15 protein-coding genes are annotated in these 18,417 nt (G+C 61.6%); 2 read left to right on the top strand and 13 right to left on the bottom strand.

What is annotated here, in order from left to right:
- Positions 1-101: 101 nt before the first annotated feature.
- From acs to dksA, 12 genes are all read right to left on the bottom strand, one after another.
- Positions 102-2,039: an acetate--CoA ligase gene (acs, locus tag AD665_RS22030; RefSeq protein ID WP_053193704.1), complete on the bottom strand. Its 1,938-nt coding sequence runs from the start codon at positions 2,037-2,039 to the stop codon at positions 102-104.
- 190 nt (positions 2,040-2,229) lie between these two features.
- Complete coding sequence (pgi, locus tag AD665_RS22025; RefSeq protein ID WP_024779589.1) at positions 2,230-3,894, bottom strand: glucose-6-phosphate isomerase; 1,665 nt, start codon at positions 3,892-3,894, stop codon at positions 2,230-2,232.
- A 348-nt stretch (positions 3,895-4,242) separates the two neighbouring features.
- A complete protein-coding gene (gene panD, locus AD665_RS22020; protein ID WP_007963888.1) occupies positions 4,243-4,623 on the bottom strand; it encodes an aspartate 1-decarboxylase in 381 nt (126 codons plus the stop codon).
- Positions 4,624-4,826: 203 nt separating this feature from the next.
- Positions 4,827-5,684, bottom strand: a complete 858-nt coding sequence (gene panC, locus AD665_RS22015; RefSeq protein ID WP_024779590.1) for a pantoate--beta-alanine ligase — start codon at positions 5,682-5,684, stop codon at positions 4,827-4,829.
- Positions 5,681-6,481: a 3-methyl-2-oxobutanoate hydroxymethyltransferase gene (gene panB, locus AD665_RS22010; RefSeq protein WP_024779591.1), complete on the bottom strand. Its 801-nt coding sequence runs from the start codon at positions 6,479-6,481 to the stop codon at positions 5,681-5,683. Before panB ends, panC begins: the two co-directional genes overlap by 4 nt.
- A gap of 362 nt (positions 6,482-6,843) precedes the next feature.
- Positions 6,844-7,329 (bottom strand): 2-amino-4-hydroxy-6-hydroxymethyldihydropteridine diphosphokinase, encoded by a 486-nt coding sequence (gene folK, locus AD665_RS22005; RefSeq protein ID WP_024779592.1) that lies wholly within the window; start codon positions 7,327-7,329, stop codon positions 6,844-6,846.
- A 3-nt stretch (positions 7,330-7,332) separates the two neighbouring features.
- Positions 7,333-8,730 (bottom strand): polynucleotide adenylyltransferase PcnB, encoded by a 1,398-nt coding sequence (locus AD665_RS22000; protein WP_024779593.1) that lies wholly within the window; start codon positions 8,728-8,730, stop codon positions 7,333-7,335.
- A gap of 813 nt (positions 8,731-9,543) precedes the next feature.
- Positions 9,544-10,977: a sigma-54-dependent transcriptional regulator gene (locus tag AD665_RS21995; RefSeq protein ID WP_024779594.1), complete on the bottom strand. Its 1,434-nt coding sequence runs from the start codon at positions 10,975-10,977 to the stop codon at positions 9,544-9,546.
- A gap of 22 nt (positions 10,978-10,999) precedes the next feature.
- On the bottom strand, positions 11,000-13,954 hold the full coding sequence (locus AD665_RS21990; RefSeq protein ID WP_024779595.1) for a sensor histidine kinase: 2,955 nt from the start codon (positions 13,952-13,954) through the stop codon (positions 11,000-11,002).
- Positions 13,938-14,114, bottom strand: a complete 177-nt coding sequence (locus AD665_RS27450) for a hypothetical protein (RefSeq protein WP_003176118.1) — start codon at positions 14,112-14,114, stop codon at positions 13,938-13,940. Before AD665_RS27450 ends, AD665_RS21990 begins: the two co-directional genes overlap by 17 nt.
- A gap of 77 nt (positions 14,115-14,191) precedes the next feature.
- Entirely contained in the window at positions 14,192-15,082 is an 891-nt protein-coding gene (gene gluQRS / locus AD665_RS21980; RefSeq protein WP_053193702.1) for a tRNA glutamyl-Q(34) synthetase GluQRS, read from the bottom strand.
- Positions 15,083-15,289: 207 nt separating this feature from the next.
- A complete protein-coding gene (gene dksA / locus AD665_RS21975) occupies positions 15,290-15,733 on the bottom strand; it encodes an RNA polymerase-binding protein DksA (protein ID WP_024779597.1) in 444 nt (147 codons plus the stop codon).
- Between the two features lie 401 nt (positions 15,734-16,134).
- Between dksA and AD665_RS21970 the strand changes: the two genes are divergently transcribed.
- A complete protein-coding gene (locus AD665_RS21970; RefSeq protein WP_024779598.1) occupies positions 16,135-17,307 on the top strand; it encodes a pyridoxal phosphate-dependent aminotransferase in 1,173 nt (390 codons plus the stop codon).
- Positions 17,307-18,062 carry a DNA/RNA nuclease SfsA gene (gene sfsA / locus AD665_RS21965; protein WP_024779599.1) on the top strand — a complete coding sequence of 252 codons (756 nt, stop codon included), beginning with the start codon at positions 17,307-17,309 and terminating at the stop codon, positions 18,060-18,062. The genes AD665_RS21970 and sfsA overlap by 1 nt, the downstream gene beginning before the upstream one ends.
- Here sfsA and AD665_RS21960 read toward each other — a convergent pair.
- Complete coding sequence (locus AD665_RS21960; protein WP_024779600.1) at positions 18,018-18,335, bottom strand: Rieske (2Fe-2S) protein; 318 nt, start codon at positions 18,333-18,335, stop codon at positions 18,018-18,020. The two genes, sfsA and AD665_RS21960, sit on opposite strands and share 45 nt — an antisense overlap.
- Positions 18,336-18,417: the final 82 nt, after the last annotated feature.

Genomic DNA, 18,417 nt, shown 5'->3' with positions numbered 1-18,417 from the left:
GGTGGGTTAGCTTGCAACGATTCTGAATGTATCGCCGTCATCGCGAGCAGGCTCGCTCCCACAGAGCGTGGGAACGATCAGTCAGCGAAACGTCATGTCCGCTAGCGATTCAGGCGCTTGTCGATCAGCCCCTCCACCACGCTCGGGTCGGCCAGGGTCGAGGTATCGCCGAGGCTGTCGAGTTCGTTGCAGGCGATCTTGCGCAGGATGCGCCGCATGATCTTGCCCGAGCGGGTCTTGGGCAGCGCCGGCGCCCACTGGATCAGTTCCGGCTTGGCGAAGCTGCCGATTTCCTTGCTGACGTGGGCCAGCAATTCTTTCTTCAATTCATCATTGGCCTCGACCCCGTTCATCGGCGTGACAAACGCATAGATGCCCTGGCCCTTGAGGTCATGGGGATAACCGACGACCGCCGCTTCGGCGATGCTGTCGTGCAGCACCAGGGCACTTTCCACCTCGGCGGTGCCGATGCGGTGGCCCGAGACATTGATCACGTCATCGATGCGCCCGGTAATCCAGTAGTCGCCGTCCTCGTCACGGCGGGCGCCGTCGCCGGTAAAGTAATAGCCGGGGTAGGGCTTGAAGTAGGTGTCGACCATGCGTTGATGATCGCCGTAGACGCTACGGATCTGTCCCGGCCAGCTGGATTTGATTGCCAGTACACCGCTGCCGGGGCCGTTGATTTCCTTGCCTGTTTCGTCCAGCAGTACCGGTTGCACGCCGAACATCGGGCGGGTGGCGCAGCCCGGCTTGAGTCGCCGGGCGCTCACCAGCGGGCTGAGCATGATGCCGCCGGTTTCAGTCTGCCACCAGGTATCGACAATCGGGCAGCGTTGCTCACCCACTGCGTTGAAATACCATTCCCAGGCTTCCGGATTGATCGGCTCCCCGACGCTGCCGAGCAATCGCAGGCTTTTGCGTGATGTGACCTGTAATGGCCCGGCACCTTCACGCATCAGCGCGCGCAGGGCGGTGGGGGCGGTGTAGAAGATGTTGACCTGATGCTTGTCGATCACTCGCCAGAAACGCGAGCTGTCGGGATGGCTGGGGACGCCTTCGAAGATCAGCGTGGTAGCGCCGTTGGCCAATGGGCCGTAGACGATGTAGCTGTGGCCGGTGACCCAACCGACATCGGCGGTGCACCAGAACACTTCGTTGTCGCGATAGTCCAGCACGTATTTGAACGTCATGGCTGCCTGCAGCAGATAGCCGCCAGTGGTGTGCAGCACGCCTTTGGGTTTTCCGGTGCTGCCGGAGGTATAGAGAATGAACAGCGGATCTTCGGCGTCCATCGGTTCGGGCGGGCAGTCGGCGCTGGCATCATGCATGGCCTGGTGATACCAGAGGTCGCGACCTTCGGCCCAGCTCACTTCGGCCTGGGTACGCTCCACCACCAAGACCGTGCTGACGTTCGGGCAGCTTTCCAGGGCTTTGTCGACGTTACGCTTGAGCGGGACGAAGCGCCCGCCGCGCACGCCTTCGTCGGCGGTGATCACAGTGCGGCAATCGGCATCGAGAATCCGGTCGCGCAACGAATCCGGCGAAAACCCACCAAATACCACCGAATGCACCGCGCCGATGCGGGTGCAGGCGAGCATGGCGTAGGCCGCTTCCGGAATCATCGGCATGTAGATGCAGACCCGGTCACCTTTCTTCACGCCACGGCTTTTCAGCACATTGGCCAGGCGGCACACCTGGTTGTGAAGTTTTCGATAAGTGATTTCTGCCGATTCGGCGGGGTCGTCGCCTTCCCAGATGATTGCCGTCTGGTCGCCGCGTTTTTCGAGATGGCGGTCAATGCAATTGGCGCTGACATTCAGTTTGCCGCCTGCAAACCAAGTGGCGTCGCCGTTCTTGAGGTCATATCGCTGGACTGTTTGCCAGGGCGCCATCCAGTCGAGAAACCGGGTGGCCTGTTCAGCCCAGAAGGCGCTGGGGTGTTCGATGGATTCTTTGTAGAGCCGCTGGTATTCGTCCTGACTCAGTTGCGCAGCCCGGCGGACGGCATCGGCTTGGGGGTACTGGCTGATATCGAACATGACGGTTCCTTATTCTTGTTTTGCGACAAGTCATAAAGATGCGCCGAGTAGCCGGAGGGTTCAAGCCACGCACAAATAACTGTGGGAGCGGGCCTGCTCGCGATGGCGGCGTGTCAGTCGACTTTGATGTCAACTTATCCACCGCTATCGCGAGCGGGCTCGCTCCCACAGGGGCAGTGCGCCGTTTGGATCAGCCGCGATGGCGTCCACGGAAGTAGCTGATCAGACCTTGGGTCGAAGCGTCTTCGGCAGCGTTTTCTTCGCTACCCACCAGACGGTTATAGACACCCTTGCCCAGCTCCTTGCCCAGCTCCACGCCCCACTGGTCGAAGGCATTGATGCCCCAGACCACGCTTTGTACGAACACTTTATGTTCGTATAGCGCCACCAATGCGCCAAGACGACGGGGGCTGATGCGTTCGACCACCAGGGTATTGCTTGGACGGTTGCCCGGGATGACCTTGTGGGCGGCCAGTTTCTGCACGTCTTCTTCACTGGCGCCCTTGTCCCGCAGCTCGGCTTCGGCCTCGGCGCGGGTCTTGCCGAGCATCAGGGCCTGGCTTTGTGACAGGCAGTTGGCGTACAGCCACTGGTGATGATCGGAAACCGGGTTGAAGCTGACGACCGGCACGATGAAGTCGGCCGGAATTAATTGGGTGCCCTGGTGCAGCAACTGATGGTAGGCATGCTGGCCGTTGCAGCCGACGCCACCCCAGATCACCGGGCCGGTGTCGGTGGAAACCGGTGTGCCGTCCTGGCGCACACTCTTGCCGTTGGACTCCATGTCCAGTTGCTGCAAGTGCTTGGTGATGTTGCGCAGGTAGTGGTCGTACGGCAGGATCGCGTGGCTTTGCGCGCCCCAGAAGTTGCCGTACCACACGCCCAGCAAGGCCAGCAGCACCGGCATGTTCTGTTCGAACGGCGCACTCTGGAAATGCTGGTCCATGGAATAGGCACCGGACAGCAGTTCCTTGAAGTTCGACATGCCGATGGCGAGGGCGATCGGCAGGCCGATGGCCGACCACAGCGAGTAACGCCCGCCGACCCAGTCCCACATCGGGAAGATGTTCTCTTCGCGGATGCCGAAGGCCACGGCCGCTGCGTTGTTGCTCGATACGGCGATGAAGTGACGATACAGCTCCGCTTCGGAACCGCCCTGGGCGAGGTACCAGGCGCGGGCGGCCTGGGCGTTCTTCAGGGTTTCGAGGGTATTGAAGGATTTCGACGAGACGATGAACAACGTCGTTTCGGCGCGCAGCTTCATGGTCAGCTCGTGGAACTCGCTGCCGTCGATGTTCGCCAGGTAGTGGCAGCGAACGCCTTTCTGCGCGTAGGACAACAGGGCTTCGGACACCAGTTCCGGGCCGAGGAACGAGCCACCGATACCGATGTTCACCACGTCGGTGATCGGTTTCTCGGTGTAGCCGCGCCACAGGCCATCGTGAATTCGGCCCACCAGGTCGGTGATCTGGTTCAGCACCTTGTGCACATCCGGCATCACGTTGACGCCGTTCACCAGCAGCCGGTCGCCCACCGGCCGACGCAGGGCGGTGTGCAGGGCCGGACGGTTTTCGGAGGCGTTGATGATTTCGCCTTCGAACAGCGCCTTGATTGCGCCCTTGAGGTCGACTTCATTGGCCAGGCCCACCAGCAAGTCGCGGGTCTGGGTGGTGATCAGGTTCTTTGAATAATCGAGAAACAGGCCGCAGCTCGAGAGGGTGAATTGGTTGAAACGCTGCGGATCGGCATTGAACGCTTCGCGCATGCTGAAATCCTGCATGGCCTTGCGGTGGTCATTCAGCGCCTGCCAGGCGGGCAGGGCGGTCACGTCATGAGGGTTTCGGTAGTACGCCATCGCTGCGGGTTTCCTTTTACTTGAACGACCTTTTGTACATTAAAAATTCCGGTGTGGCCCGCGGTGGGCGTCCGGACAACTGCGTCGACGCGATCTGCGGGCGCAGGGCGACTACAGTAAACCTCGCGTTGCGATCTGTCTTGGCTTTGTCAGACCGGTTCCCGGTACTTTTTTATACAACAGGTGTGGGAAAGGGCCGACAGACGGGAGGACGAAGCACTCTTTTGGACAAGAATTACTCACTGTGGGAGCGAGCCTGCTCGCGATGACGGTGTGTCAGTCGCCAGCAACGTCAACTGAATTACCGCAATCGCGAGCAGGCTCGCTCCCACAAGGGCATGGCGCAGGTCAGGCGACCTGCACCGGAATGGCGTTGCTGGTGTGGCTCAGCTCGTTGCCCGGCGCCATGTACAGCATGCGGGGCTTGAAGTTGACCAGCTCCGCTTCGCTGTAGTGGGCGTAGGCGCAGATGATGACGCGGTCGCCTACCTTGGCCTTGTGGGCTGCGGCACCGTTGACCGAGATCATCCGCGAACCTTCTTCGCCGCGGATGGCGTAGGTGGTGAAGCGCTCGCCGTTGTCGACGTTGTAGATCTGGATCTGCTCGTACTCACGGATCCCCGACAGGTCCAGCCACTCACCATCGATGGCACAGGAGCCTTCGTAGTCGAGCACGGCGTGAGTGACTTCGGCGCGGTGCAGCTTGGCCTTGAGCATGATGGCGTGCATGGGTTTCTCCTCTGGTCGGGTCCGAACGGCGGGCAGTTTGCCCGAAGGCTGCCAGGGCGGCAATGGCTCCACCATCCCCTGTGGGTGAGCCCGTGGGAGCAAAGTCTGCTCGCGATACAGTCACCTCGGTTCCAGGGCCGGCCGTGTTAACTTCATCGCGGGAGAGCCTTGCTCCCACAGTTTGCTCCACTGAGGGGATGGTGTCAGGCGGCGTCCAGATCCAGGTGCAGGTTGTCGATCAGCCGCGTGGTGCCGAGGAACGCGGCGACCAGGATCACCAGGTCGCGGTCTTCAGGCGTGGCCGGGCGCAAGGTCCGGGCCTCGCGGATCTCCAGGTAATCGGGACGCATGCCCGCGGCTTCGAGTTGCTTGAGCTGCTCGGCAATCAGGGTCGGGAAGTCCCGTCGCCCTTGTCGGATCGCTTCGGCAATGCGGCTGAGGCTGCGGTAGACCTCAGGCGCCACGGCACGTTGTTCAGGGCTGAGGAAACCATTGCGCGACGATAGCGCCAGGCCGTCCTCGGCACGAACGGTCGGTTCGCCAATGATCTGGATCGGCATGTTCAGGTCATGGACCAGTGCGCGGATCACCGCAAGTTGCTGGAAGTCTTTCTGGCCAAACACCGCCAGGTCGGGCTGGACCATGTTGAACAGCTTGCTGACCACCGTTGCCACGCCTTCGAAATGCCCGGGGCGGCTGGCGCCGCACAGGCCTTCGGACAATTGCGGCACACTGACTCGGGTTTGCCCGGCCATGCCGTCGGGGTACATCTCTTCGACGGACGGGGCGAACAGCAGATGGCAGCCGGCCTGGAGCAGCTTTTCCTGGTCCGCCGGGAGGGTGCGCGGGTATTTGTCGAGGTCTTCGCCGGCACCGAACTGCAACGGGTTGACGAAAATGCTCGTCACCACGAAGTCGGCTCGCTGCGCTGCTTTGGTGACCAGCGCTACGTGGCCGCTGTGCAGGTTGCCCATGGTCGGCACGAAGGCGATGCGTTTGCCTTCGCTGCGGGCGCGGGCCACGGCGGCCCGCAGTTCACGTACGGTCTTGACGGTGTTCATGCAGAGAATCCGTGTTCGGCGCCAGGGAAGGTGGTCGCTTTGACTTCAGCCACATAAGCGCTCAGGGCGGCCTGGATGCTGGGTTGTCCGGTCATGAAGTTCTTCACGAACTTCGGCGCGCGGCCCGTGAGCGATAGTCCAAGCATGTCGTGCAGTACCAGCACCTGACCATCGGTGGCATTGCCGGCGCCAATCCCGATGACCGGAATCTTCACCGCCTGGGTGATTTCTTCGGCCAGTTCGCTGGGCACGCATTCGAGCAACAGCATCGCCGCTCCGGCCTGCTCCAGCGCGATGGCATCGGCGCGCATCTGCCGTGCCTGGTTTTCATTGCGACCCTGGACCTTGTAGCCACCGAGAACGTTGACCGCTTGCGGTGTCAGGCCCAAGTGCGCGCACACCGGGATGCCGCGTTCGGCCAACAACCGGATCGACTCGGCCAGCCACAACGCACCTTCGACCTTCACCATGTGGGCACCGGCCTGCATCAGCAGTGCACTGTTGGTCATGGTCTGTTCGAGGGTGGCGTAGGCCATGAATGGCAGGTCGGCGAGGATCAGTGCGTCGGTGTTACCGCGTTTGACGCAGGCCACATGGTAGGCCATGTCAGCGGTGGTCGCCGGCAGCGTACTGTCGTGGCCCTGCAACACCATGCCGAGGGAGTCGCCCACCAGCAGCACTTCGACACCGGCCTCGTTGCAGGCGTGGGCGAAGGTTGCGTCATAGCAGGTCAGCATGGCGATTTTTTCGCCTTTCTGCTTGAGACCTTGCAGCGTGGTCAGGGTAATAGCTGGCATGAAAAAGTCCTCATTAGGCGCTCGTGAACTACTGCGAGTAACGCGCATGATTCGTCATTTAAACAGGCGCACCCTCTATGCGTGGTGCTTGTAAGGCCTGGATTGCGCCCTTCAATGCCGCGTTGGCGACAACGGGACGCCTATAGTCGTGAGGAGCACCGGGGAAGTCAATTGGATGTGTTACCGGCGGGTGTTACCGGGGTTACTGATGCGTTTCAGCCGTGGGGGCGTCTGAAATGTGACTGTCTGGTACTGGACCCAGTGGGAGCGAGCCTGCTCGCGATAGCGGTGGGCCAGTCAATATGAATGTCGACTGATACACCGCTATCGCGAGCAGGCTCGCACACAGGGGATGGTCTTCGTCAGTTGGAGGGCAGGCGCTCCAGGCCGACGAATGGGCACGCGGCCAGCAGGTCCGGCAGCAGGCGCCCGTCGGCCAGGCGCAGGTCGGCGGGAGCCAGCTCCGCCAACGGGTACAGCACGAAGGCCCGGGCGTGCATGTGGTAGTGAGGAACCTTGAGCCGAGGCTCGTCGATCAGCCGATCGCCGTACAGCAGAATGTCCAGGTCCAGGGTGCGCGGGCCCCAGCGCTCCAGGCGTTCCCGGCCCTGGCCGGTTTCGATGGCTTGCAGTGCGTCGAGCAGGTCCAGCGGCGCCAGTTGGCTGTCCAGCGCAGCCACTGCATTGGTGTAGCGCGGCTGGCCTGGCAACAATGAATCGCTTTGATAGAACGCCGAGACGCCGAAGAATCGGCTGTCGGGCAGGCTGGCCAGCGCTTGGAGAGCGCTGCGCAGTTGTGCCGCGGGTTCGGCCAGGTTGCTGCCCATACCGATATAGATGCGTTCCATCGATTACTCGCCCGATGCGCTCGGCACACCGGCACGCTTACGCTTGGCGCCGCTGCTGCGACGACGCTTGCGTGGGCCGCTGGCGCCGTCTTCCTTGCCGCTGAGCTCACGAATCATCTCGCGGCGCTCGCTGTCATTGGCATCCTGGTAATCGGTCCACCATTCGCCCAGGCCATCGGTCTGTTCGCCGGCGCTTTCACGCAGCAGCAAAAAGTCGTAGCCGGCGCGGAAGCGCGGGTTGTCCAGCAACAGGTCGGCACGCTTGCCGCTGCGACGGGGCAGGCGCTCCTGCATATCCCAGATTTCGCGGATCGGCATCGTGAAGCGCTTCGGAATCGCGATGCGCTGGCACTGTTCGGCGATCAACTCGTGGGCCGCTTCCTGCATGGCCGGGATCGGCGGCATGCCGCGGTCCTGCAGGCGCAGTACCCGGGCCGGCAGGGCCGGCCAGAGCAGGGCGGCGAACAGGAAGGCCGGGGTCACCGGCTTGTTCTGCTTGATGCGCAGGTCGGTGTTGATCAACGCTTCGCTGATCAGGGTATGGGTGTAGGTCGGGTTGTGCTCCAGCGCCTCGGCACTGGCCGGGAACAGCGGATCGAACAGCTGCAGGTCCACCAGCATCTCGAAGGTGTCCGCCGCGTTGCCTGACAGGAACAGCTTGAGCACTTCCTCGAACAGCCGCGCCGAAGGGATCTCCCGCAGCATCGGTGCCAGGTCGCGAATCGGCGCGGCGCTGTGTTTTTCAATGCCGAAGTTCAGCTTGGCGGCGAAACGCACGGCCCGCAGCATTCGTACCGGGTCTTCCTGGTAGCGTTGCTTGGGATCGCCGATCAGACGGATCAGGTGATTGCGGATGTCATGTACGCCGTTGGCGTAATCGAGAATACGTTCGCTCACCGGATCGTAATACAGGGCGTTGATGGTGAAGTCGCGACGTTGCGCGTCTTCTTCCAGCGTGCCGTAGACGTTATCCCGCAGGATGCGCCCGCTCTCGTTGCGAGAAGACTGGTTGCTGTCTTCTTCTTCATCGTTTTGCGGGTGGTTGGCGCGGAACGTCGCCACTTCGATGATCTCGCGACCGAAGTGGATGTGGACGAGTTTGAAGCGTCGGCCAATGATCCGCGCGTTGCGGAATTCGGCCCGGACCTGTTCCGGCGTGGCGCTGGTGGCCACATCGAAATCCTTGGGAGTGATGTTGAGCAGCATGTCGCGCACGCAACCACCGACCAGGTAAGCCTGGTAGCCGGCGTTCTGCAGGCGTTCGACGATGTTCACCGCATAACGGCTGAACTGGGCCTTCTGCAATGAATGCTGGCCGCTGTTGAGCACTTCAGGCGTGCTGCGGATGTGTTGCGTACGACGCAAGGGAGAACGGAATGACTGGAACAGCTTCTTCAGCATGGGATGCACTGTTTGAAGGAATGTTCGGCCAAAACGAAGAATGACCGCATGATGGGCGGTGATTCTAGCATTTAGTCAGGGGATCGTGTAGGACGCAGCAGATTGAGCTGCAAGCTTTAAGCTAAAGGCCTTGTAGGCCTGGGGCGGTGGAACGTCGGAAACCACAAGGGGAGCCGAAGCTCCCCCAGAATTAGTTGCATGCTCTGTTTTTATTATTGGTTTCGGGCTTCTTGTTTTTGTTGAGTGCCCGCGTCACGAGGTTTTCCCTGCGTGACCCTCCCAATCGGGAGCCAAGAGCAAACGGATTGCTTTGGTCGCTGTGTTGCAGTGATCAATCGATCCAACCAGTTCAGGCACCTGTCTTGAGACAGTTTTTATTGTTCTCGGCCTGGTTGTGGGGCAAGCCCCAAATACAACGCCTCTCCAAAAGAATCAGTTAGCTGCGCCTCTCGCCGTCTTGTTTTTATTGTGCGTGAGTCGATTCGTCTTATTTTTATTGTCTTGTGCATTGCTTGTTATTGTTCTTGTACCAAAGCTATAGCAGGGTGCGTGCCAACTTTTGCAAGGCCCATGGAAACCGGGGGTTCTATGGCTATTCTGCTTTTTTTGAGGCGAAAAAAAGCCGGGATTTCGTTACCGTAAACCCCGGCTTCTGTTACGTGAAAAAGCTCAGGTAACAGTTTTTTCACATTCACGGTGTTGTAACCGTCTACCTCTGTGGGAGCGAGCCTGCTCGCGATTGCGTTGTGCCAGTCGCCCTGAGTGCAAGCTGATACACCGCTATCGCGAGCAGGCTCGCTCCCACCCTTGATCTCAGCTTTCGCTGGCCACTCCGGTCTTGCGACGCGGAATCCCCAGGCGCTGGCGACGTTCCCACAGGCACTTGCGGCTCACCCCCAGCTTGCGCGCCAGTTCGGTCTCGGTCATGTGGTCCTGATGTTCCAGGACGAAATGCTGGAAGTAGTCTTCCAGGGACAGATCTTCGGTGGGCTCGTGGCTGGTGTTGTTGGCGGTGCCACCCTGTTGGGGAGCCAGGCCGATGAACTCTTCATCGTCGAGATCGCTGAGCTCAACGTCGATACCCAGCAGGTCGGCGGAGATTTCCGGGTTCTCGCACAGGATCACTGCCCGTTCCACTGCGTTTTCCAGTTCCCGGACGTTACCTGGCCAGGCGTAATGACGAATGGCCTGTTCTGCGTCGGGCGCAAACTTCAAGTCGGTGCGATTGACTCGCGCGCTCTGGCGGGCGAGGAAGGCATTGGCGATTTCATTGACGTCCGCACCCCGTTCGCGCAGGGCTGGCAGTTTCAGCGCAATGACGTGCAGGCGATAGTACAAGTCCTCACGGAACTGGCCGATCTTCGCCAGGCTCTTGAGGTCACGGTGGGTCGCGGCGATCAGGCGTACATCGACTTTCTGCGACTGCACCGAGCCGACCCGACGGATTTCACCTTCTTGCAGGACCCGCAGCAGCCGTGCCTGAGCCTCCAGCGGCAGTTCACCGATTTCGTCGAGGAACAGCGTGCCACCGTCCGCCGCTTCCACCAACCCGGCGCGCCCGGCGCTGGCCCCGGTGAAGGCGCCTTTTTCATGACCGAACAGCTCGGATTCGATCAGGCTTTCGGGAATCGCCGCGCAGTTCACCGAGATCATCGGCGCCTTGGCCCGACGCGACAGGTTATGCAGGGCGCGAGCCACCAGTTCCTTGCCGGTCCCGGACTCGCCCTGGATCAGCACGTTGGAGTCGGTCGGCGCCACCTTGCGGATCTTGACGTACAGATCCTGCATGGGAGGACAGGAGCCAATGATGCCGATTTCGCCGTTATTGTTACCGGCAGAGCCTTTGGTGGCGGCAGCCTTGCCGTTCGTCGGCTCCACCGGAGTGCCGGTCGCCGTCTGTCGGTCCCGCAGGATGCGGGCCACGGCCTGGAGCATCTCATCGTGATCGAACGGCTTGGCGATGTAGTCAACCGCGCCCATTTTCATGGAGTCGACCGCCGAGCGCAGGCTGGCGTAGCTGGTCATGATCAACACAGGCGTGCCCTGGCCGAGCTTGATCAGCTCGGTTCCCGGTGCGCCGGGCAGACGCAGGTCGCTGACGATGAGGTCAAACGTGGGGATGCTGAATCGTTCTTGTGCTTCCTGCACGGAACCGGCTTCGCTGACCTGGTACTGGTTGCGTTCCAGCAGGCGGCGCAAGGCGGAGCGGATAATTGTTTCGTCTTCGACGATCAAAATGTGCGGCATTGATTCGATTCTCTCGACGGTCTCAGTTCACAGCGGACGTCGCTTCGACATGACGCGGCAAGGTCACCCGTATACGGGTGCCGCGTTGGCCCTGTACATCGGCCGGGCTGTCGATGGTGATTTGTCCATAATGCTCTTCAACGATGGAATAGACCAGTGCAAGGCCCAGTCCGGTGCCTTCGCCAGGATCCTTGGTGGTGAAGAAGGGTTCGAACAACCGATCCATGATGTTCTGTGGAATACCGCTGCCTTCGTCTTCGACGATCAGATCGATCGTGTGTTCGCTGGCTTCGCTCTTGACCCGCACGGCGCTGCCGGCCGGTGAGGCGTCGCGGGCGTTGGAGAGCAGGTTGATCAGTACCTGGGCGAGCCGCTGGGGATCGCCGTCGACCCAATGATCCGGGTCGCACAGGTTGAAGAATTGCACCTCGAAATTGCGCCGGTTCAGGGCCAGTAGGCCAATGGCATCCTGGGCCACTTCGGCCAGGCAGACAGGCTCGTCGTTGTGCTGGTGTCCGCCGGCATGGGCAAAGCTCATCAGCGACTGCACGATACGTGACACTCGCCGGGTCTGCTCGAGAATCTGGCTGCTGATTTCCGTCAGTTCGCCATCCTCCTCGCGCTCTTCGCGCAGGTTCTGCGCCAGGCAGGCAATACCGGTGATCGGGTTGCCGATCTCGTGGGCCACCCCGGCTGCCAGTCGACCAATGCTCGCCAGGCGTTCGGAATGGACCAGTTTGTCTTCGAGCATCTGCGTGTCGGTCAGGTCTTCCACCAGCAATACCAGGCCGCTGTTGCCCGGTGCAAGTGGCTCATCGATGGCCGCCTTGTGCAGGTTCAGCCAGCGGGTCTGGCCGTCGAGGGCCAAGTGCTGCTTGTGCAGGTGCTCGTCCGGCAAGTCGATGAAGCCTTGCAACAGGCCTTTCCAAGGCTCGCCCAGGGTGCTCAGGCGTGAACCGACCACGCGCTGGGCGGCAATTCCGGTCAGTTCTTCCATGGCCTTGTTCCACATCAGGATTTCCTGGTCCTTGGCCAGGGAACACACGCCCATCGGCAGCTCCTGCAGGGTCTGGCGATGATAGCGGCGCAGGGCATCCAGCTCGGCGGCCAGGCCGGTGAGACGCGAGTGGTAGTCCTCGAGGCGGCTCTCGATGAAATGGATGTCCTCGGTGACGTAGTTTTCGCCGCCGGCCTTGTAGGGCAGAAACGTCTCGACCATGTCCTGGGCCACGCTGGGCCCCATCAGCCCGGACAGGTTGGCTTCGATCCGGTCCCGCAGGCGACGCAAAGCGTAGGGGCGGCGTTCATCGAAAGGCAGGTAAAGATCCCGCAGGGCCTGTTCGACTTCCTTTTGCGCGGCCTTCGCACCCAGGGGCTTGGCCAGTTGCGTAGCGAACTCCTGGGGCGAGGCAGCGTGCAGTTCACGGCGTTGTGGGCGGCGAACGTTGTCCACAGCGCAGGCTTCGGCGGCGCTGGCCTCTTCGCTGCTGGCGTTGGTGAACAGCGAGATCAGGGTGAACATCAGCACGTTCGCCGCCAGCGAGGCGATGGCCGCCATGTGCCAACTGGTGTCGTCGAGCACATAGATCATGTTCAGCAGCGGGATATAGAAACCCTGCAGGTTGCCCAACAGTGGCAACAGCATGGCTACCAGCCAGACCAGGATGCCCGCCAGCAGGCCGGCGATAAAGCCACGGCGGTTGGCGGTCGGCCAGTACAGCACCGACAACACGCCCGGCAGGAACTGCAAGGTGGCGACGAAGGCGACAATACCCAGGTTGGCCAGGTCTTGTCCGTCGCCCAGCATCAGGTAGAAGCCGTAGCCCGCCATGATGATCGCGACGATCAGCGCTCGCCGGGTCCACTTCAGCCAGCGGTAGATGTTGCCCTCGGCCGGTGGCTGGTAGAGCGGCAGCACCAGATGGTTGAGGGCCATGCCCGACAGCGCCAGGGTGGTCACGATGATCAGGCCGCTGGCGGCCGACAGGCCGCCGATATAGGCCAGCAGGGCCAAGGCGTGATTGTTGGCGGCCATGCCGATGCCGAGGGTGAAGTACTCCGGATTGGTACTGGCCCCCAGCTTCAACCCGGCCCAGAGAATCAGCGGCACCGCCAGGCTCATCAGCAGCAGGAACAGTGGCAGACCCCAGCTCGCGCTCACCAGCGAGCGTGGGTTTAGGTTTTCGGTGAAGGTCATGTGGTACATGTGCGGCATCACGATCGCTGACGCGAAGAACACCAGCAACAGCGTACGCCACGGGCCTTCCTGCAACGGTGTGTGCAGGGCGGCGAGGGCGGTCTGGTTCTGCAACAGCCACAGTTCAAGCTGTTGCGGGCCGTTGAACACACCGTACAGCGCGTAGAGGCCGACGCCACCGATGGCGATCAGCTTGATCACCGACTCGAAGGCGATGGCGAACACCAGGCCTTCGTGTTTTTCCCGGGTGGCGATGTGCCGGGAACCGAAGAAAATGGTGAACAGGATGATCAGGACGCAGAAGCTCAGCGCCACCCGGTGCTGCACCGGCTCGTGGGTCAGGATGCTGATGGAATCGGCCACGGCCTGCATCTGCAGGGCCAGTAATGGCAACACCCCCACCAGCATGAAGATCGTGGTCAGCGCACCGGCCCAGGTGCTGCGGAAACGAAAGGCGAACAGGTCGGCCAGGGATGACAGCTGGTAGGTGCGGGTGATCTTCAGGATCGGGTACAGCAATACCGGCGCCAGCAGGAATGCCCCCGACACACCCAGGTAACTGGACAGGAAGCCATAGCCATACTGGTAAGCCAGGCCGACCGTGCCATAGAACGCCCACGCGCTGGCGTAGACGCCCAGCGACAGGGTGTAGGTCAGCGGGTGGCGGATGATCGCCCGGGGGATCATGCCCCGTTCACTGATCCAGGCCACGCCGAACAGCACCGCCAGGTAGGCCGCGCTGATCAGGATCATCTGGGTCAGGCTAAAGCTCATCGGCATCTTTTTGGCTCTGCAGAATGAAGGTCACGACGATCAGGATCAGCCAGAGCAGATACGGCCGATACCAGGCTCCGGTGGCATCGATCCACCAGTCCATGATGGCCGGGGAGAACAGATAAATCCCCACTACCAGGAGCAGGACCAAGCGATAGATGTACATCCCGGCCTCTCTTTTTAAACGCGTGCCCGAAAAACGTGCGGCGATGGTAACGGATGGGCGCCAAGCTGCAAGGGCCGTCAGCGTATTTGCGCTTCGGGCAAGGTCATTGTGCGCGGGATCCTTGCCGCGTCCCAGTGGCGAATTCCCCACGTCAGCAGCTCCCGAGGGCTGGCATCGGCCAATTCGACGCCGGGTTCCTGGCCCAGTGCCCGCAAGGCCCTGCGCAGCAACGGCGTGGCCTGATCGGCCGCCAGCGGTGGCGAACGGTAGGATTTGCCCAGCTTGTGTCCGTCCGGTTGGGTGATCAACGGCACATGCAGGTATCGTGGTTGCGGCAGCCCGAGCAGCTCTTGCAGGTAGAGCTGTCGGGGCGTGGAGTCCAGCAGGTCGGCACCGCGCACGATATCGGTTACCCCTTGCCAGGCGTCGTCCAGTACCACGGCCAGTTGATAGGCATAGAGACCGTCGCGGCGACGGATGACAAAATCGCCGGCCTCGCGGCCCAGATGCTGGCGGAATTGGCCTTGTACCCGGTCGATGAAATGGTACTCGAGCTCGGGGACGCGCAGGCGGATGGCGGCACCTTCGGTGTCGTGCCCGGCGTTGCGGCACAACCCCGGATAAATCCCCTGGTACGCCTCCAGTTGTTTGCGTGAGCAGGTGCAGGCATAAGCCAGGCCTTGGCTGAGCAGGCGGTTGATGACCTGATCGTAGGCCTCATGGCGCTCGCTCTGGCGGACGATCTCGCCGTCCCATTCGAAGCCGTAGCTTTCCAGTGCCTTGAGGATCGCCACTTGCGCACCGGGTTCTTCCCGGGGCGGATCGAGGTCTTCCATGCGCAGCAGCCAGCGCCCACCGACGGCCCGGGCGTCCAGATACGACGCCAGTGCGGCGACCAGCGAGCCGAAATGCAGGTGGCCGCTAGGGGTGGGAGCGAAGCGACCGATGTAGGAGGAGGTGGCAGTCATAGGGGCGTAAGTATGGAGGAACACCGTCCCCTGTGGGAGCGAGCCTGCTCGCGATAGCGGTATGCCCGCCACAGCAGAGGTGACTGATCCGGCGCTATCGCCAGCAGGCTCGCTCCCACAAGGGGGTCACACGTTCTAAGTAGGAGCCTGATGCAAACAAAAAACGGAGCGTATGAACGCTCCGTTTTTCGATAACAGCCCCGACAATTACTTGCCGACCTGTTTTTCCTTGATTTCTGCCAAGGTCTTGCAGTCGATGCACAAGTCGGCCGTCGGGCGGGCTTCCAGGCGACGGATGCCGATCTCGATGCCGCAGGACTCGCACCAGCCGTATTCTTCGTCTTCGATCAGTTGCAACGTTTTGTCAATTTTCTTGATCAGCTTGCGCTCACGGTCACGTGCACGCAATTCCAGGCTGAATTCTTCTTCCTGGCTGGCACGGTCGGCGGGGTCGGGGAAGTTGGCCGCCTCGTCTTTCATGTGATCCACAGTGCGATCGACTTCCTGCATCAAGTCCTGTTTCCACTTGTTCAGGATCTTGGTGAAGTGCGCGCGCATGGGGGCGCCCATGTACTCTTCGCCCGCTTTAGGGACATAAGGCTCAAACCCGCTGAGCGACTGATTTTGATTTTGCTTTGCTTGGGTGGGCATGAATGGACCGCCTCTACTCTTGTAATCCACTACGCAGGATTGCTCCATCACCGACACCTGCCGGCCCTGCGGCTGCAAGCGGGCGAACTTACCAGATCGAATCGGGCCGCGCCACTCCCGGTTGTCGAGCCTGCGGCGGGCGGGGCTTCGCAAAGCATGGCCGGGTCCGGTTCGGTGCAGAGGTCATCCTGCTCAATGCTTGATTCTAGTCAAGCCTGGGCCAATCGCCGGAGTCATTTCCTGCAATTCGGTGGCTAGTGGCCTGTACGGTTGATTTGAGTGCATGAATTAGCCACGCAGGCCACTCGGACCTCTTCAGGCTGGCGCTCGTTCCCGCAGTTGTTTCTGACTTGGGCTGAGAGTTGGGTAGAATCGGTTCTTTTTTATGCGAAGGAAGGCTAATGGCTCAGCCCTACAGTGCGCGCAGTCGCGCCATCGAACCTTTCCATGTGATGGCGTTGCTGGCCCGTGCCAATGAACTGCAGGCAGCGGGACACGACGTCATCCATCTGGAGATCGGCGAGCCGGACTTCACAACGGCCGAGCCGATCATCCAGGCCGGCCAGGCCGCGCTGGCGGCGGGCAAGACCCGCTATACCGCAGCTCGCGGCATCCCCGAGCTGCGAGAGGCCATCGCCGGTTTCTACGGGCAGCGCTACGGAGTGAGCATTGACCCCCGGCGTATCCTGATCACGCCGGGCGGGTCCGGGGCGTTGCTGCTGGCCAGCGCCTTGCTGGTGGACCCGGGCAAACACTGGTTGCTGGCGGACCCTGGCTACCCCTGCAACCGTCACTTCCTGCGCCTGGTGGAAGGCGCGGCGCAACTGGTGCCGGTGGGCCCTGAGGTGCGTTACCAGTTGACTCCCGAGCTGGTGAGCCGTCATTGGGACCAGGACAGCGTCGGTGCGCTGGTGGCGTCGCCGGCCAACCCAACCGGGACGCTGCTCTCCCGGGACGAGCTGGTTGGGCTATCGAAAGCAATCAAGGCCCGTAATGGCCATCTGGTGGTGGATGAGATCTATCACGGCTTGACCTATGGCACCGAGGCCGCCAGCGTGCTGGAAGTCGACGACGATGCCTTCGTTCTGAATAGTTTTTCCAAGTATTTCGGCATGACCGGCTGGCGACTGGGCTGGCTGGTGGCCCCTTCCGCCGCGGTCGGTGAGTTGGAAAAGCTTGCGCAGAACCTCTACATCAGTGCGCCAAGCATGGCCCAGTACGCGGCCCTGGCCTGTTTCGAGCCAGCGACCATCGAGATCTTCGAGCAACGTCGGGCCGAATTCGCGCTGCGCCGCGACTTCCTGTTGCCGGCCTTGCGCGAGCTGGGTTTCGGCATTGCGGTCGAGCCGGAAGGCGCGTTCTACCTCTATGCCGATATCCGCGCATTCGGTGGCGATGCCTTTGCCTTCTGTCAGCACTTCCTGGAAACCGAACATGTAGCGTTCACCCCCGGGCTGGATTTCGGCCGCCACCAGGCCGGGCACCATGTGCGGTTCGCCTACACCCAGAGCCTGCCGCGACTGCAGGAGGCGGTGGAGCGGATTGCGCGTGGACTGCGGAGCTGGCAAGGCTGATGCGTTTTTCTCCTGCTCTGGAAGAAGGTCGACTGATTCGACGCTACAAGCGTTTCCTTGCCGATATCGAAACCCTCGATGGCGAACAGCTGACTATTCATTGTCCCAATACCGGCTCGATGCTCAATTGCATGGCTGAAGGCGCACGGGTCTGGTTCAGTCGCTCCAGCGATCCCAGGCGCAAGCTGCCCGGGACCTGGGAAGTCGGCGAAACCCCTCAGGGGCGACTGGCTTGCATCAATACCGCGCGGGCCAATGGCTTGATCGAGGAGGCGTTGCGCGCCGGCGTGATCAGTGAGCTCAATGGCTTCATCGGCTTGAAGCGGGAAGTGGCTTACGGCGTGGAGAACAGTCGTATCGACTTTCGCCTGGACTACGATCACGGTTCGGCCTGGGTCGAAGTCAAGAGCGTTACGCTGGGTTTCGATGGCACGAGCATCGCCGCATTTCCCGACGCCGTGACCCAGCGCGGCGCCAAGCACCTGAGGGAGCTGGCTTGTCTGGCCCGCGGAGGTGTGCGTGCGGTGCAGCTGTATTGCGTGAACCTGAGCGGCATCGACGCGGTGCGCCCGGCCGAGGAAATCGACCCGGGTTACGCGGCTGCCTTGCGCGAGGCTGCGGCGGCGGGCGTGGAGGTGCTGGCCTACGGCGTCACGCTGACACCCGAACAGATGTGGGTGGACCGTGCGTTGCCGGTGCTGCTAGGGCCATTACAGCTTGACCCAGATGCCTTGTGCGTCCTCCCGGCTGTCTAGCGCCACCAGGAACTGGCCGGCACAAGGACCGGCCACGCATTCGCCGCTTTCGATCAGAAACAGCGCGCCGTGGGTGGCACACTGGATCAGGCTGGCACTGGCGTCGAGGAACCGGTCGGGTTGCCATTCCAGCGGTACGCCACGGTGCGGACAGCGGTTGAGATACACATGAACCTGACCCGCACGCCGTACCGCCAGCACCTTGCGCCCCTCAATGTCGAAACCGCGACTGTCGTTGTCGGGCAGTTCGGCGTTGCTGCACAGAAATTTCATGTGAGTCTCGATGCGGATGTTGAATGCCTCCCTGTGGGAGTGATTTCACAGTTGACGGTCAGATAGAAGTATTCATCAAATG

It is taken from the genome of Pseudomonas corrugata, from assembly GCF_001269905.1.
In the GTDB taxonomy this organism is placed as follows: domain Bacteria; phylum Pseudomonadota; class Gammaproteobacteria; order Pseudomonadales; family Pseudomonadaceae; genus Aquipseudomonas; species Aquipseudomonas corrugata.
The sequence above is the reverse complement of the archived record's forward strand: the minus strand, read 5'-3'. Positions and strand labels throughout refer to the sequence as shown.

Excerpts from the sequence above, each read along its gene's own strand:
- acs (WP_053193704.1), bottom strand. The coding sequence starts at position 2,039 with ATGTTCGATATCAGCCAGTACCCCCAAGCCGATGCCGTCCGCCGGGCT.
- pgi (WP_024779589.1), bottom strand. The coding sequence starts at position 3,894 with ATGGCGTACTACCGAAACCCTCATGACGTGACCGCCCTGCCCGCCTGG.
- panD (WP_007963888.1), bottom strand. The coding sequence starts at position 4,623 with ATGCACGCCATCATGCTCAAGGCCAAGCTGCACCGCGCCGAAGTCACT.
- panC (WP_024779590.1), bottom strand. The coding sequence starts at position 5,684 with ATGAACACCGTCAAGACCGTACGTGAACTGCGGGCCGCCGTGGCCCGC.
- panB (WP_024779591.1), bottom strand. The coding sequence starts at position 6,481 with ATGCCAGCTATTACCCTGACCACGCTGCAAGGTCTCAAGCAGAAAGGC.
- folK (WP_024779592.1), bottom strand. The coding sequence starts at position 7,329 with ATGGAACGCATCTATATCGGTATGGGCAGCAACCTGGCCGAACCCGCG.
- AD665_RS22000 (WP_024779593.1), bottom strand. The coding sequence starts at position 8,730 with ATGCTGAAGAAGCTGTTCCAGTCATTCCGTTCTCCCTTGCGTCGTACG.
- AD665_RS21995 (WP_024779594.1), bottom strand. The coding sequence starts at position 10,977 with ATGCCGCACATTTTGATCGTCGAAGACGAAACAATTATCCGCTCCGCC.
- AD665_RS21990 (WP_024779595.1), bottom strand. The coding sequence starts at position 13,954 with ATGCCGATGAGCTTTAGCCTGACCCAGATGATCCTGATCAGCGCGGCC.
- AD665_RS27450 (WP_003176118.1), bottom strand. The coding sequence starts at position 14,114 with ATGTACATCTATCGCTTGGTCCTGCTCCTGGTAGTGGGGATTTATCTG.
- gluQRS (WP_053193702.1), bottom strand. The coding sequence starts at position 15,082 with ATGACTGCCACCTCCTCCTACATCGGTCGCTTCGCTCCCACCCCTAGC.
- dksA (WP_024779597.1), bottom strand. The coding sequence starts at position 15,733 with ATGCCCACCCAAGCAAAGCAAAATCAAAATCAGTCGCTCAGCGGGTTT.
- AD665_RS21970 (WP_024779598.1), top strand. The coding sequence starts at position 16,135 with ATGGCTCAGCCCTACAGTGCGCGCAGTCGCGCCATCGAACCTTTCCAT.
- sfsA (WP_024779599.1), top strand. The coding sequence starts at position 17,307 with ATGCGTTTTTCTCCTGCTCTGGAAGAAGGTCGACTGATTCGACGCTAC.
- AD665_RS21960 (WP_024779600.1), bottom strand. The coding sequence starts at position 18,335 with ATGAAATTTCTGTGCAGCAACGCCGAACTGCCCGACAACGACAGTCGC.